Source organism: Actinacidiphila sp. bgisy144, assembly GCF_057708105.1.
On record NZ_JBYIRM010000005.1, the window covers coordinates 172,934 to 187,836 of the forward strand.

13 protein-coding genes and 1 pseudogene are annotated in these 14,903 nt (G+C 76.6%); 8 read left to right on the forward strand and 6 right to left on the reverse strand.

Annotation, left to right across the window (positions count from 1 at the left end; genetic code table 11):
- Nucleotides 1-208 precede the first annotated feature (208 nt).
- From AC3EVP_RS08085 to AC3EVP_RS08110, 6 genes and pseudogenes are all read right to left on the reverse strand, one after another.
- Nucleotides 209-1,306, reverse strand: a pseudogene (locus AC3EVP_RS08085) (glycosyltransferase); the annotation flags it as partial.
- Nucleotides 1,303-2,109 (reverse strand): polysaccharide deacetylase family protein, encoded by an 807-nt coding sequence (locus AC3EVP_RS08090; RefSeq protein ID WP_435127612.1) that lies wholly within the window; start codon nt 2,107-2,109, stop codon nt 1,303-1,305. The gene AC3EVP_RS08090 and the pseudogene AC3EVP_RS08085, both read right to left, overlap by 4 nt.
- Entirely contained in the window at nt 2,106-3,899 is a 1,794-nt protein-coding gene (gene murJ, locus AC3EVP_RS08095; protein WP_435127614.1) for a murein biosynthesis integral membrane protein MurJ, read from the reverse strand. Before murJ ends, AC3EVP_RS08090 begins: the two co-directional genes overlap by 4 nt.
- A complete protein-coding gene (locus AC3EVP_RS08100) occupies nt 3,896-5,323 on the reverse strand; it encodes an O-antigen ligase family protein (RefSeq protein WP_435127616.1) in 1,428 nt (475 codons plus the stop codon). Before AC3EVP_RS08100 ends, murJ begins: the two co-directional genes overlap by 4 nt.
- Entirely contained in the window at nt 5,323-7,263 is a 1,941-nt protein-coding gene (locus AC3EVP_RS08105) for a sugar transferase (RefSeq protein WP_435127618.1), read from the reverse strand. Before AC3EVP_RS08105 ends, AC3EVP_RS08100 begins: the two co-directional genes overlap by 1 nt.
- On the reverse strand, nt 7,260-8,579 hold the full coding sequence (locus AC3EVP_RS08110; RefSeq protein WP_435127620.1) for a glycosyltransferase: 1,320 nt from the start codon (nt 8,577-8,579) through the stop codon (nt 7,260-7,262). The genes AC3EVP_RS08105 and AC3EVP_RS08110 overlap by 4 nt, the downstream gene beginning before the upstream one ends.
- A 485-nt stretch (nt 8,580-9,064) precedes the next feature.
- Between AC3EVP_RS08110 and AC3EVP_RS08115 the strand changes: the two genes are divergently transcribed.
- The 8 genes from AC3EVP_RS08115 (at nt 9,065) to cobM (ending at nt 14,757) form a co-directional block, all read left to right on the forward strand.
- Nucleotides 9,065-9,475, forward strand: coding sequence for a rodlin (locus tag AC3EVP_RS08115; RefSeq protein ID WP_435127622.1), 411 nt, complete (start codon nt 9,065-9,067; stop codon nt 9,473-9,475).
- A 370-nt stretch (nt 9,476-9,845) separates the two neighbouring features.
- Nucleotides 9,846-10,085 (forward strand): chaplin, encoded by a 240-nt coding sequence (locus AC3EVP_RS08120; RefSeq protein ID WP_435127624.1) that lies wholly within the window; start codon nt 9,846-9,848, stop codon nt 10,083-10,085.
- A gap of 142 nt (nt 10,086-10,227) precedes the next feature.
- Nucleotides 10,228-10,716, forward strand: a complete 489-nt coding sequence (locus AC3EVP_RS08125; protein ID WP_335971439.1) for a chaplin — start codon at nt 10,228-10,230, stop codon at nt 10,714-10,716.
- A 317-nt stretch (nt 10,717-11,033) separates the two neighbouring features.
- Nucleotides 11,034-11,384 (forward strand): hypothetical protein, encoded by a 351-nt coding sequence (locus AC3EVP_RS08130; RefSeq protein WP_335971436.1) that lies wholly within the window; start codon nt 11,034-11,036, stop codon nt 11,382-11,384.
- A gap of 154 nt (nt 11,385-11,538) precedes the next feature.
- Nucleotides 11,539-11,949: a rodlin gene (locus AC3EVP_RS08135; protein ID WP_335971434.1), complete on the forward strand. Its 411-nt coding sequence runs from the start codon at nt 11,539-11,541 to the stop codon at nt 11,947-11,949.
- Between the two features lie 156 nt (nt 11,950-12,105).
- Nucleotides 12,106-12,669, forward strand: a complete 564-nt coding sequence (locus AC3EVP_RS08140) for a dihydrofolate reductase family protein (protein WP_335971432.1) — start codon at nt 12,106-12,108, stop codon at nt 12,667-12,669.
- A gap of 88 nt (nt 12,670-12,757) precedes the next feature.
- Entirely contained in the window at nt 12,758-14,017 is a 1,260-nt protein-coding gene (cbiE, locus tag AC3EVP_RS08145; protein ID WP_435127628.1) for a precorrin-6y C5,15-methyltransferase (decarboxylating) subunit CbiE, read from the forward strand.
- Nucleotides 14,014-14,757 (forward strand): precorrin-4 C(11)-methyltransferase, encoded by a 744-nt coding sequence (gene cobM / locus AC3EVP_RS08150; protein WP_335971428.1) that lies wholly within the window; start codon nt 14,014-14,016, stop codon nt 14,755-14,757. Before cbiE ends, cobM begins: the two co-directional genes overlap by 4 nt.
- The last annotated feature ends 146 nt before the right edge of the window (nt 14,758-14,903 follow it).

The following is a 14,903-nucleotide window of genomic DNA, read 5'->3' on the forward strand; positions in this document are numbered from 1 at the left end:
GGGTGGAGGTGGCTTCGGCGGCGGCGCCGGGCGCGGTGGCCGGCTCCTGACGGGACGGCGGCGGCGCGCCCTGCGCCGCGGCGGGCGGCGCGGGCGGTACGGGCGGCAGGGGCGGTGCGGCCGGGCGCGGGGTCGCCTGCGCGGGCGGCGCCGGGTACGGATGGGCCCCGGCGGCGCGGGCGGGGTGCGGCACGCCCGCGCCGGAGCCGCGCCGCGCGGCCTCCCGCCGCTCGCCCGCCTGCTCGTACAGCGCCTTGACCAGCTGCGCGGTACGGGCGATGTGGTAGTAGTCGACGGCCGCGGGCGCGGGCAGCCGGCGCGGTCCCGCGCGGTGCTCCGCGGCCAGCGCGGCGGGCAGTTCGCCCAGGTCGATCCGGCAGGCGCCGGGCGCGTCCTCGGCCGGCACGTCCTCCACGGCGGGGCACGCGGTGTACAGCGCGGGCAGCCCGGCCGCCAGCGCCTCGACCACCGCGAGCCCGAACGCCTCCTCGGCGGAGACCGACACGAACAGGTCCATCGCGGCCAGCAGCCCGGGCACGTCCGCGCCGCCGGAGTCGGTGACATGGACCCGCTCCACCAGGCCCAGCTGGTGCACGAGCCGCAGCAGCGGCACCCGTTCGGGGCCGTCGCCCGCGAGCAGCAGGTGCACGTCCGGCACCTCGGCGACCGCCCGCACCAGCGCGTCGAACCGCTTGCCGGGCACCTGCCGCCCCACCCCGCCGACGACATAGGCGCCGGCGGGGATGCGCAGCCGGTCGCGGGTCGCCGCGCGCGAGCGCGGGTCGAAGCGGAACCGGTCCGGCTCGATGCCGTTGGGCGCCAGGCGCACCCGCTCCTCCGGCACGCCCCAGTACACCAGCCGCTCCGCGACCGTCGCGGACACCGCGAGGGTGCCGTGGCCGAGCCGCTCGGTCGCCCGGTACAGGGTGCGGGTGCCCAGGCCCAGCGGCCGGCCCTCGATCTGGGTGGCGCCGAGCGAGTGCTCGGTGGCCACCACGGTGCGCACCCCGGCCAGCCGCGCGGCGATCCGCCCGTAGACGCAGGCCCGGTACAGGTGGGTGTGCACCACGTCGTAGCGGCCGGCCCGCATCAGGCGGGTCAGGCGGGGCAGCACACCGAGGTCGCGGTTGCCGGCCATCCGCAGGTGGTGCACCCGCACGCCGTCGGCGCGGATCGCGTCGGCCACCGGGCCGGGGTCGGTGAGCGTGGCCACCTCGCACCTGGCGTCGAGGTGCCGCAGCAGCAACCGCAGTTGCTGCTCGGCGCCCCCGACGTTCAGGCCGGTGATGACGTGCAGGACTTTCATGTGTCGCCTCCTGGGGGCGCGGCGGGCGAAGCGGCGAGTCCGGCCCGGCGGCGCCGGTGCACCAGCCGCTTGGCGTGCAGCCGCAGGGAGTTGTCGTCCTCGCCGACGTAGGTGCGCGGCAGGTCGTGGACGCAGGCGAGCGGCCCGGGCTCGACTCCGCAGGCGTAGTCGTATCCGGCCTGGCGGGTGGCGAGCATGGTGCGCGCGTCGGCCGCGCCGTAGGGGTAGCAGAAGCCGGCCGGGGCGGCGCCGAGGATGTCCGCCAGCAGGCCGCGGCTCTCGTTGACCTCGGCGTCCAGCTCCGCGTCGTCGAGGTCGGTCAGGCGGCGGTGCAGCAGGCCGTGCGAGCCGACCTCGATGCCGGCGTCGTGCACGGCGCGGATGCCCTCGGCGGTCAGCAGCGGCTTGCGCGGGCCCTCCGGGTCCCAGGCGTTGGTGCCGCCGAGCCGGCCGGGCAGCACGAACAGGGTGGCGGTGTGGCCGTGCGCGCGCAGCAGCGGCAGCGCCTCGTCGAGGAAGTCGGTGTACCCGTCGTCGAAGGTCAGCCCCACCAGCCGGCCGGCCCGGCCGTGGGCGCGCGCGGCGAGCAGTTCCCGGACGCTGACGCCGGTCAGCCCGCGGCGGCGCAGCCAGCGCAGCTGCCCCGCCAGCCGCTGCGGGGTCACCGTGATCCGGTACGGGTCGCCGGCCCGGCGGTCGCCCACCGAGTGGTACATCAGCGTCCAGGGCGCCAGGCTGTCGTCGGACGCGCTGGTGCCGGCGGCTGGTTGTGCGGTCCGCTGCGTGGTCGTCGGTCTGGTCATGGGCGGCCCTTCCGCGTGACGGTGGCGAGCAGGTACGGGACTTCGGGCACCCGGACGGCGAGCGCGGCGCCGGCGAAGACGGCGGGCACCGCCACCGCGCAGGCGGCGACGGCCACCACCGGGTCACCCAGGTGGTGAGCCACTACCCACCCGGCCCCGGTGGCGCACAGCGCGGCGAGGGTGATCCGCCCGATCCGGGGCGCCACCGCGGCCAGGCGCACCGCGACGGTGTGCGCGCCCAGGCCGCGCAGCAGCAGCGCGGCGGTCACGGTGATGCCGAGCGCGTTGCCCGCCGCGATGCCGTACGCGCCCCACGGCCCGACGGCGGCGGCGTCCGCGGCGGCGGTGACCAGCAGGCCCAGCCCCATGGCGGCGGCCGGGTACCAGGTCGGCCCGGCGGCCGAGAAGTACGGCCGGACCAGCGCCCCGACCAGGCTCTGGCCGAGCAGCCCGAGCGCGTAGACGCGCATCACGGTCGCGGTGTCCGCGGTGTCCGCGGCGGTGAACTCGCCGCGCTGGAAGAGGACGTTGATGATCTGCGGGGCGCACGCGATGACGTAGGCGGTGCCGAGCAGCACCACCAGGCAGGCGAGCGCGAGGTCCCGTTCCACCCGGCGCCTGGCCTGCTCGCGGTCGCCGTCGGCCAGCGCGCGCGAGAGCACCGGGAAGGTGACCGTCACGATCATCACCGACAGCGCCATCGGCAACTGGGCGACCTTTTCGGCATAGTTGAGGTGCGAGATGGCGCCGGCGGGCAGCGGGGCGGCGAAGAACCGCTCGACCAGCACCTGCGCCTGGCGGCTGAGGGTGAAGACGACCACCGGTGCGAGCAGGGCCGGGCCCAGCGGGTTGCGGCGCCGCGGGCCGTCCCACCCGGTCGGCGCGGCCGACCGCAGCACCTTCAGGAAGGACGGCAGCTGGGCCGCGACCATCAGCGCGCCGCCGACCGCGACACCGGCGGCGGCCGCCCGCACCCCGAGGTGGCCGTGCAGGGTGAACAGCACTGCCACGATGCCGGTGTTGTACGCGACGTAGATCGCGGCGGGCGCCGCGAAGCGCCGGTGCGCGCGCAGCGCGGCGCTGAGGTACCCGGCGGCGCCGAAGGTGAGGACGGTCAGCGCGGTCAGCCGGGTGCAGGCGGCCGCGGTGGCCGGGTCGGCGATGCCGGGGGCGAGGACGCGGACGACCCACCCGGCGCCCGCGGCCAGCGCCGCGGTCAGCAGCGCCAGTGCGGCGAGCAGCCGGGGCAGGGTGCCGCGGACCAGGGCGCGCGGGCCCTGGCCCCCGGCGAGCGCCGCACTGAAGGCGGGCACCATCAGCAGCGCCATCGCGTCCTCGATCAGGACGGTCGCCGCGACCTCGGGGATGGTCCAGGCGACGAGGAAGGCGTCGGACTCCGCGCCCGCCCCGAAGAGATGGGCGATGCCCTGGTCGCGCACCAGGCCGAGGACGGACCCGGCGACGCTGAGCCCTGCGGTGGCCGCGGCCGCGTGGGCCATCCGGGAGGAGGGCTCTCCCGGCCCGGTGGGGGAGCCGCCGGGGGCGGGCGCCGGGGTGGCGGCGGCCCTCCCGACGCGCGGGCGGGGCGGGGCGATGTCGAACGGTTCGGGCGCCGGCGCCCACACGTCCGGCGGCTCGGGTTCGGCGGCGGTGCGGACGGCCGGGCGGAGCGGAAGCCGGGGGTCGTCGGCCGGGTGGGTCCAGATGTCGTGGGGCAGCTCCCCGGCGTTCTCGCGCCGCCGCGCGCGCCGGGAGGCGGCCGGTCCGGCGCCGGGGGGCCGGCGGGTCATCGGGCGGGCTCGTCGGTGGAGTTCAGGGCCCACCAGGCGGTCAGGCCGAGCAGGACGGCGGTGAGCGGGGTGGAGGGGCCGCCGATGTCGGCGTACAGGAAGTCCACGGCCTGCCACAGCAGGAGCCCGACGGCGGCGAGGCCCGGGGCGACGGCGCCGCGGGCACGGAGGCGGCCTGCGGCGCCCGGGGCGGCGGCCGTTCGCGGCGCCGGCAGGAGCGGGCGGCGGGCGGCGCGGCGGGCGCGGTGGAGGCGGGCGCCGCCGGCGGCGAGCAGCGCCGCCCAGGAGCCGGCGAGCAGCCCGCAGCCGATGAGGCCCTGCTCGGAGAGGGCCAGCAGGTACATGTTGTGCGGGGAGAGCAGGGGTTCGCGGGTGAAGGTCTGCCCGGCGCCCGCGGTGTCGCTGCCGGAGTCGAGGGCGAGGGAGGCGTGGGAGTCGCGCTCGTCGGGGAAGCGCTTGAGGCCGACGCCGGCGGCGGGGTGCTCGCGCCACATCGACAGCGCCGCCGACCACAGGGTGTACCGGTCCGTGACGGACTGGTCGGGCGCGTCGGTGACCTGGGTGATGCTCGCCAGCCGCTGGGTGATCATCTGGGAGCCGACCCCGACCCCGCCGACCAGCAGCACCGCGCACGCGGCGAGCGCCGCGAGGACCCGTACGGCCTGCCGCCATCCGGCCAGCAGCGCCGTCACCGCCAGCGCGAGCGCGGTGGCGATCCAGGTGCCGCGGCTGAAGGAGACGGTGAGCGGCACCAGCAGCAGGGCCGCGCACACCGCGGCCCCGGTACGGACCGCGCGCCGCCCGGGCGCGAGCGCGTACCCGGCCGCGATGACGACCCCGTAGGCGACGACCGTGGCCATCCCCATGATGTCCGAGGGCCCGAAGGTGCCCACCGCGCGGACGTCCTCGCCCTGGTAGGAGGCGCCGGTCCCGGTGGCGTACTGCCAGACCCCGATCCCGCCCTGGACCAGGGCGAGGGCGACCACCGCGCCCGCGACGACGGCGAAGTCCCGCCGGTCGCGCAGCAGCAGGACGAGCGCGGCCGGCACGAGCACGAACACCTGGGCGTAGCGCACGAACCCGGTGGCCGAGGCGCCCGGGTCGGGCGAGGTGACGGTGGCGACCGCGAAGCCGACCAGGGGCGCCCCGAGGACTGCGGCCGCGGCCGGGCTGAGCAGCCGCCGCCGGTTACGCAGCAGCCGTACGGCGCAGGCGAGCACCAGCACCGCGCTGGCCGCGTCGGCCGGGGTGACCTTGCCGGACGTGCTGACGTCGCCCGGGGCGACGGGTGCGGCCAGCAGCGCGATGGTGGCGAGCGCGGGCAGCAGGTGGGCGTACTCCGTCAGGTGACGGCATGTCAGTTTACGGGTGTGAGCTTTCGGGTGTCGGGCGCGGCCGGGCGGCGTGCGGAGGGTCAGGGCCATCAGCTACCGCCGAACCGGAAGAACGACGTCGCGGTGCGGACGATGATCGCGACGTCCTGCCACAGCGACCAGCTCTCGATGTAGTGGTTGTCGAACCTGGCCCGGTCCGGGATGGAGGTGTCGCCGCGCAGGCCGTTGACCTGGGCCAGGCCGGTGATGCCCGCGGGCATGCGGTGCCGGTCCCGGTAGCCGGGCAGCTCGGCGCCGAACTTCTCGACGTAGAAGGGGCGCTCGGGGCGCGGCCCGACCATGCTCATGTCGCCGCGCAGCACGTTCCACAGCTGCGGCAACTCGTCGAGCGAGGTGCGGCGCAGCAGTCGGCCGACCGCGCTGGTGCGCTCGTCGTGGGCGATGTTCCACAGCGTCGCGGACTCGTTGTCGTCGGCGGGCCGCAGCGTGCGGAACTTCAGCAGGGTGAACGGCCGCCCGCCCAGGCCGATCCGCTCCTGCCGGAACAGCACGCCCGGGCCGTCCGAGAGGCGCACGGCCAGCGCGCAGCCGGCCAGCACCGGGGCGGCCGCGGCCAGCGCGAGCGCGGCGAGCACCACGTCCAGCAGCCGCTTGCCGCGCGGCAGCCGGTGCGGGCGGGCGGTGAACGGGCGGCAGGAGTAGCCCCACAGGTGCGCGGACCCGATCCGGTCGGCGACACCGCTGCCGCTCCGCCGCTCGTCCGCCTCGACCTGCCAGATCCGGCAGCCGCGTGCCGTCAGCAGTTCGGCGGCCGCCACCGTGGCCGGTCCGGCCGGGCCGACCACCACGACATGGCGGACCGCGTCGCGCACCGCGACCCGCGCGATGTCCGCGGCGGCGGTCACCGCCAGCCGCGGCAGCGGGGCGGCCGGGGCCGCCATGGGAGCCGCCGCGGTGCCGGCCGCCTCCGGGGCGCCCGGGCGGGTGGCCGGCAGCGTCGTACAGGGGTCCGGATGCCGTGCGGGGTGCGCGGCACGCCCGTCGGGGAAGGCGTGTTCGGGGGCGAGGGTGGCGAACGCCGCCCGGACCAGGTCGTGTTCGCCCGGCCCGTCGGCGTCCGCGGGCGTGGCGAGCGCCACCGGGGCGAGGCCGTACTCGGGGTGTTCGCGCAGCGCGGCCGCCAGGTGATCGGCGGCGGGGGCGGCGCCGACGACCAGGGTCGGGGCCGGGGAGCGGCGTCCGCGGGCGCGGTGCAGGCGGTGCGCGAGCGCGCGCAGGGCGACGGCCGTGCAGCCGGTGAGCGCGGCGGCGTCCAGGAGTTCGGGCCAGCCGAGCGCGCTGTGCCGCTCGGTGGCCGCACCCGCGGCGGCGGCCAGGCCCCAGGCGAGCACCGTGCCGAGCGCGACCGCGGGCACCTCCTCCAGCGCGGCGGGCGCGAGCGCGGGCCGGTAGAGGCCGGCTCTTCGGTGCGCGGCCAGCAGCACGCACAGCAGCACCACGGGCAGCACCGGCGCACCGGCCGGCCCGACCGCGCACAGCCCGGCCGCCGCCGCCAGGCAGTCCGCCGCGACGAGCGCGCGGCCGGGCGAGGGCGCGCGGCCGGCACCCGGGGCGCGCGCCGCGGTGTCCGCCCGGGGCGCGGAGTGCTGCTCCGGGACGGTCTCCCGAGCGGTCCGCGCCGCGCGCGCCGACCGGGCGGAGCGCGCCCCCGCGGCCCGGGCGGCCTGCGGCTGCGGCATCACCACCCTCAGGTCGGCGCTCCCGGGGCGCCCTTGGCCCGCGGCGGTCTGCCACCGGCTCGGGTCCGCCGCCGTACGGGTGGCGCTCCGGCCGGGGTGCGCGCCGTACGCCGGGTCGGCCGGGTCGCCGTACGAGGCCCCGGCGGCGTAGGGCGGGTCGCCGAACGAGGCGTCGCCGTAGGCCGCGTCGCCGTACGGGGGCAGGCCCGTCACCGGCCACGGCGGGGGCGGGGCGGGGGCGCCCTCGGGGGCGGCGCGGTCCGGGGTCGCGGGGCGGTTCACGCGGTTCACCGGGCGGGCACCTCGGCCTCGCGGACGGGCCCGGCGGCGGCCGTGCGCGCCAGGTGCGGCACCAGGTCGGCGTACAGCGACCCGACGGCCGCCGCGGCGCCGCGCACGTCGTGCCGGTCGCGGACGTGGGCGAGCGCGCGCAGTCCCGCTGCGGTACGGGTCGCCGGGTCGGCGAGCAGCCGCACCAGCGCGGCTGCCAGCTCCTCCGGTGCGCCCGGGGGCACCACGCACCGCTCGGTGTCGGCGGGCGGCAGGCTCTCCCGGGCGCCGCCGACGTCGGCGAGGACGACGGGACGCGCGCAGGCCATCGCCTCCAGGGGCGCGAGCGCCATCCCCTCCCAACGGGACGGCTGCACCACGACGTCGGCCGCCTGGTACCAGGGCAGCGGGTCCGTGGTGGCGCCGGTGAACAGCACGCTCATCGGGGCCGCGGCCATGAGCTGCCGCCGGTCCGGCCCGTCGCCGACCAGCACCAGCCGGGCCGACGGCAGCCGCGCGGCCACCAGCGGCCAGGCGCGCAGCAGCACGTCCTGGCCCTTCTGCGGGCACATCCGCCCGACGCAGGCCACCACGGGCGTGCCGGGGGCCAGGCCCGCGAGTTCGGGCAGCGCCGCGCGGGCGAGGTCACCGCGCAGCGGCGGCCGGAAGTGCTCGGTGTCGATGCCGTTGGGCACCACGGCCCACCGGCCGCGCACGCCGTGCGAGGCGCCGGAGTCGCGTTCGGCGCCGCTGACGCACAGCACGCGGTGCGCCCAGCGGGCGGCGGCGCGCTCCCAGCGCAGCGCCGCCCAGCCGGCCGGGCCGGACACCGCGTCGTAGGACCAGGCGTGCGGCTGGAAGACGGTGGGGACGCGGCCGCGGGCGGCCAGCCGGCCGGCCAGCCCCGCCTTGGAGCTGTGCAGGTGCAGCAGGCCGGGGCCGGTCGCGCGCAGCACCCGGGCCAGCGACCGCACCTCGGCGGGCAGCGCGGGCCCGGGCGAGCGGCCGGCGGGCCAGGCCGCGACCTCGGCGCCCACGGCGGCCGCCGCGGGCCCCAGGTCGCCGCCGGGCGGGCAGGCCACCACGACCCGGGCGCCGTACGCCACCTGATGGCGTGCCAGGTCGGTGACGACGCGGGCCACCCCGCCGTCCACCGGCTGCGCGACGTGCAGCACCGTCAGCCCGTCGAGCCGGGCTGCTGTGTGCGGCCGGGCGTCCCCGTCGGGGCGGAGGCCCGTGTCGGGCGCGGCCGCCCCGTCGTGCCGGGCTCCCCCGGCCACCGCGGTCCGCACGGCGGCGGTCGTCGGGGGGACCTCGTCGTCATGGTCTTGCGGCATCGCGCGCCGTTCCCTTTCTCCGGGACCCGGAGAAGTCCGAAGTCCGGTCGGTACCGCGGCCCGGCCGGCCGGCTCCGGCGGTTCGCCCGGAACGCTGGACCGACCGCGACCGAGGAGCGGTCGACCAGCCGTGGTCGACCGACCTTGATCAACGGGCCGCGTGCACTCAACGAATACGGTGCCTGTCAGGTAATCCCGATGGATTCCCCCTGCACGTTCCCAGACGACCCGGGGTAACCCGTGCAGGACGCGCGGCGCCGCCGGCCCGGAGCTCTGAGCTGGCCGTTTCTTATGACCATCGGATTTCGCGGGTCCGATGACGCATCGAAGGCAGGGTTCGTCAATCACTCGTGTGGGGGAATGCGTCCGTCATAGGGGCCGCTGGTTATCCGTTCGGGTGAACGTTCATTACCAACGGGCTGTCGCGCGGTTGATCAGACCGGCCCTGGTACCGGGGCCACCCTCTCTTCCCAGAAGGACCTATCGTGATCAAGAAGATCCTCGCCACGGCCGCCGTCGCGGCCTCGCTCGCGGGTGTCTCCGCGACGGTCGCCCCCGGCGCGATGGCCATCGGTGACGACCACGGCACCACCACCGCCAACGGCAACGGCTCCGAGCAGAACTACGGCAACACCTACACCAGCGGTGTGATGAGCCCGTCGTTCGCGCTGATCCAGGGCTCGCTCAACAAGCCCTGCATCGCCCTGCCGGCCAAGGCCAACCTCGGCTCGCTCGTCGGCGTCGTGCCGATCAGCGTCCAGGACCTCAACGTGCTGACGTCGCCGCAGAACCAGCAGTGCACCGAGAACTCCACCCAGACCCAGGGTGACGAGCCGCTGTCGCACCTCCTCGACCAGTTGCCGATCCTGTCCGGCAACGGCACGGCCAACCACTGACCCGGCCGACCGCCGACCGGCCAGGCAGCCGACCGGTGCCGCCGGTCCGCCCGGCTCCGTACGGCCCCGGCGCCCGACATCCCCGTCGGGCGGACCGGGGCCGTCGCCGTTTCCGGCGCGCGCCGGAAGGAATTCCGGCGGGCCCGGCATTGCGCGGCGGTCGGGCGGGCGCGGATATCGCGGGAACCGGACGAGTTCCACCGGCCATTCGGGTGGATCGCGTGTTTCGGCGGCCGTTTGGCAGTTTCCTCGGCACCGGGGTGGTCGTTGATCCGGTCGGCAGCGGTGTGCTCGGGTGTGGGAAATGCCCGGCGAACCGTCACGAAGGCCGTGGCGGTGCACGACGCCGTTTCCGGAAAAGGAGTTCACCGTGAAGTACACGAAGGTCGCAGCGGTCGCCGCCGGCACCCTGATGGCGGCCGGTGCCGCTGTCCCCGCGTTCGCCAGCTCCGGCGCCGGCGCCGTCGCGGCCGGCTCGCCGGGCGTGCTGTCGGGCAACGTCGTCCAGGTCCCGGTGCACGTCCCGGTCAACCTGTGCGGCAACACCGTCAACATCATCGCGCTGCTGAACCCCGCGTTCGGCAACACGTGCGTCAACGCCGACAACTGACGTCCGCCTGGCAGGCCGCGACAGCGCCCTGATCAGGTACCGCCCCGGAGCGCCGCATCTCTTCGCGCCCCGGGGCGGTGCGTCTGGCGGGGGCCCGCGAAGCGCCGCGCGCCCCTGAGAAGCGAAGTCGAAAGAAGAGTCGATGCGACAGATCCTGAGCCGGAGTCTGCTCACCGTCGCTGCCGCGAGCAGCGTCCTTGCCGCGACCGGGGGGTACGCACAGGCGGATTCCGGCGCCGACAGCACCGCGACCGGTTCGCCCGGCCTGCTGTCGGGCAACTCCGTGCAGGTCCCGGTGGACGTGCCGGTCAACGCGTGCGGCAACACGGTCGACGCCCCCGGGCTGCTGAACCCCTCGTTCGGCAACTCCTGCGGCAACACCTCGTCCCCGGCGCCGACCACACCGCCCGCGCAGGTGCCGCCGCCGCGCACGGAGAACCCGCCCACACCGTCGAAGACCCCGCCGGCCACCCCGGTGCAGCACCACCAGCTGGCCGAGACCGGGCTGAACGGCCACACGGCGGGCTTCGCGGGTGCCGCGGGCGCCGCCCTGCTGCTGGGCGGGGCGCTGCTCTACCGGCGCTCCCACACCGCGGCGCGCTCCGCGCGCACCTCCCCCCGCAACCGCTGACCGCAGACCGCTGACCGCTGACCGCTGACCGCTGACCGCCGGCTGCCGACCCAGGCTGCCGGCCCGACCGCCGACCGCTCCCGCCGACCGCTCCGGCGGGGCGCCGCCCTTTCGCCCGGGAAAAGCGGCTAGTACGAGAAATGCGCCGAGGTTCCGCACGTAAGGGTGATTGTCGCGGCGGTGGCCTGATTTCCGTTTCCTGTGGATCGGCGCGGTCGTTGTTCAGCGTGCCGGACTTCGGCGCTCCGACGGCGTTCCACGGCACCCCGACTTCCCAGGGTCGGGTCGCCGGCTCTCGGCTAAGGAAAGGGTGGCAAGTGAAGTACTCGAAGGTTGCGGCGGTACTGGCCGGTTCGGTGATGGCGGCCGGGGTGGCCGCACCTGCCTTTGCGGACGACACCGCCAGCGCCCCCGTCTCGGTCGACAACATGTCGACGATGCCCACGAGCATCAACGGCGGAGTGGACCAGGCGCTCAACGAGCAGCCGTTGCAGAAGGTCGCGGACGCCACGCACGTCCAGTCCGTCCTGAACACCCTCCAGGGCGCCACCGACTCCTTGCAGGGCGCCACCGGCCCCGCCGGGTCCGCCCTTTCGGGTGCCACCGGCGCCGTGCCCGGCGGCACGCTGCTCGGCGGTCTGCCGCTCGGCAGCCTCCCGCTCGGCTGATCCCGCCCGCCGGTTCTCCGGCCCGCCCGGCCCTTCCCACCCGGTTGTTACCCCGTCGGAGTGAAAGGCCGGAACCAAAACCCGCTGGAGCGGTTGATCAGGTCGCTCCAGACCTTCCAGAACAGTGCGACAAGCACCAAAAAAAGGGACAACAATGATCAAGAAGATGCTTGCCGGTGCTGCTCTCGCCGCGTCGGTCGTCGCTGTCGGTGCCACCGCCGCCCCGCAGGCCATGGCGATCGGCAACGACGAGGGCACCACCACGGTGAACGGCAACGGCGCCGAGCAGTCGTTCGGCAACACCCTGACCGGTGGCACCCAGAGCCCCCAGATCGGCCTGGTCCAGGGCACCCTGAACAAGCCGTGCCTCGGCGTGCCGGTCAAGGCCAACGTCGGCTCGCTGGTCGGCCTCGTGCCGATCACCGTCCAGGACATCAACGTGCTGACCTCGCCGCAGAACCAGCAGTGCACCGAGAACTCCACCCAGGCGCAGGGCGACGAGCCGCTCTCCCACATCCTGAGCAACATCCCGGTCCTGTCCGGCAACGGCGTGGCCAACCACTGAAGCACCCCCGGCCGCACCGCGGCCCCCGGCCGGTGACGCTCGCCCCCCCGAGCCGAACCGGCCCGCTCCACCCGTACGGGCCGCCGGCCTTCCCCCCTCGCCGGCGGCCCGTCGCCGTGCCCGGCCGCTGTCGGCGCCTGCCGCTACGGTCGGACGATGCCCAAGACGACGTACTTCACGGCGACGAGCATCGACGGCCGCATCGCGGACGAGGCAGGCTCGCTCGACTGGCTCTTCACGGCCGACCGGGGCGGCGAGGGCAGCAGCCGCTTCCCGGCGTTCTACGGCACCGTCGGCGCCTTCGCCCTCGGCGCCACCACCTACGAGTGGGTGCTGGAGCACGAGCAGTTGCTGCGGCAGCCCGAGAAGTGGCGCGAGTGGTACGGCAGCACGCCGTGCTGGGTCTTCACCCACCGCGAGCTGCCGGCCGTGCCCGGCGCCGACATCACCTTCGTCCGCGGCGACGTCCGCCCGGTCCACGACGCGATGGCCGCGGCCGCCGGGGACCGCACGATCTGGCTGATGGGCGGCGGTGAACTGGTGGGCCGGTTCGCCGACGAAGGGCTGCTCGACGAGCTGGTGCTCGGTGTCGCACCGGTCCTCCTCACCGGCGGCGCCCCGCTGCTGCCGCGGCGGCTGGAGTCCGACCGCCTCACCCTGACCTCCGCCGAGCAGGTCGGCGGCTTCGCCTATCTGACCTACGCCGTCGGCCCGGCCTGAGCAGCGGCGCCGCACCCGGCGCGACGGTTCCGGCCCGCGGTCGGTAGGGTCCTGCTGACCTGCTGCTTCCCCCCTCCGAGGTGTCCGCGTGAGCTCCGACCCCGCGCCGGTGACCGTTGTCGGCATCGGCGCCGACGGCTGGGACGGGCTGCCCGAGACCTCCCGGGCCGCGCTGCGCGCCGCGGACACGGTGATCGGCGGCCCGCGCCAACTCGACCTGCTGCCGCCGGAGTGCACCGGGCAGCGGCTGCCGTGGCCGTCGCCGCTGCGGCCCGCGGTGCCCGCCCTGCTTGCCGCGCACGCCGGCCGCCGGCTCGCGGTGCTGGCCAGCGGCGACCCGTTCTTCCACGGCATCGGCCGGGCGCTGGCGCAGACCGCGGGCCCCGCCGCGCTGCGGGTGCTGCCGCACCCCTCGTCCGTCTCCTACGCCTGCGCCCGGCTCGGCTGGCCGGTCGAGGACACCGCGGTCGTCTCGGCCGTCGGCCGCCCGGTCGCCGCGCTGGCCGCCGCCCTGCACGACCGCCGCCGCCTGCTCGTGCTCAGCGCCGGCGCCGCGACCCCCGCCGAGGTCGCCGCGCTGCTGCGCGACCGCGGCTTCGGGCCGAGCCGGCTGCGGGTGCTGGAGCAACTCGGCGGCCCCCGCGAACAGGTGGCCGCCGACGGCATCGCCGCCGGCTGGCCGCACCCGCCCGGTGACCCGCTCAACGTGGTCGCCGTCGACTGCCGCCGCGACACCGCCGCGCCGCGGCTGGGCGCCGTACCCGGGCTGCCGGACGAGGCGTACGACCACGACGGCCAGCTCACCAAGCGCCATGTGCGCGCCGCCACCCTCGCCGCGCTGGCGCCCGCGCCCGGCGAACTGCTCTGGGACGTCGGCGGCGGCTCCGGCTCCATCGCGATCGAGTGGATGCGCACGCACCCGTCCTGCCGGGCCGTCAGCGTGGAGCGCGACCCGGTCCGCGCCGCCCGGATCACCGCCAACGCCGACCGGCTCGGGGTGCCCGCGCTGCGGGTCGCCGTCGGTGCCGCGCCCGCCGCGCTCGCCGGACTCCCCGTGCCCGACGCTGTGTTCGTCGGCGGCGGGCTCACCGCGCCCGGGCTGCTCGACACCTGCTGGGACGCGCTTCCCGCGGGGGGCCGCCTCGTGGCCAACACGGTCACCCTGGAGTCCGAGGCGCTGCTCGCCGCGCACTACCGCCGCCGCGGCGGGGAGCTCGTACGGCTCTCGGTCGCGCACGCGGCACCCGTCGGCGGCTTCACCGGCTGGCGGCAGGCGATGCCGGTCACCCAGTGGGCCGTGGTCAAACCGGCCCCACCCGCAGGACCCGTAGGAGGGGCAGACGTATGACCGTGTACTTCATCGGCGCCGGGCCCGGCGCCGCCGACCTCATCACGGTGCGCGGCGCGCGGCTGCTCGCCTCCTGCCGGGTCTGCCTGTACGCGGGGAGCCTGGTGCCGCGCGACCTGCTCGCGGACTGCCCGCCCGGCGCCGAACTCGTGGACACCGCGCGGATGGATCTCGACGCCATCACCGAGGCGCTGGTGCGCGCGCACCGCGACGGCCACGACGTGGCGCGGCTGCACTCCGGGGACCCGTCGGTGTTCAGCGCGGTCGCCGAGCAGATGCGGCGGCTCGACGCCGCCGAGGTGCCCTACGAGGTGGTCCCCGGGGTGCCGGCGTTCGCCGCCGCGGCGGCCGCGCTCAAGCGGGAGTTGACGGTGCCGGCGGTCGGGCAGACCGTGATCCTCACGAGGGTGGCGCAGCGGGCCACGCCCATGCCGCCCGGGGAGGACCTGCCGACCCTCGCGGCCAGCGGTGCGCTCCTCGTGCTCCACCTCGCGGCCGGGTACGCCGAGCGCGTCGTCGCCGAACTCCTGCCGCACTACGGTGCGGACTGCCCCGCCGCGGTGGTCGCCTACGCGAGCCGGGCGGACGAGGTCGTCCTGCGCGGGACCCTCGCCACGATCGCCGGCCAGCTCGCGGAGGCGGGCATCCGCCGCACCGCCGTCATCATCGTCGGGCGCACCCTGGGGGCTTCCTCCTTCCCCGACAGCCACCTCTACTCCCCCCTCCGGGGGCGCCCCTGACCCCCGCCCACCCCGTCCCCTGCGGTCGCGGGACCACCCCCCGGCGGTGGCTCGTCGCGCAGTTCCCCGCTGCCCTCACCCGTTGCCGGGCGGATGCGACAGGTAGCTGGCAGCGGCGAGCAAGCTGAACAGGGGCGCGGGGAACT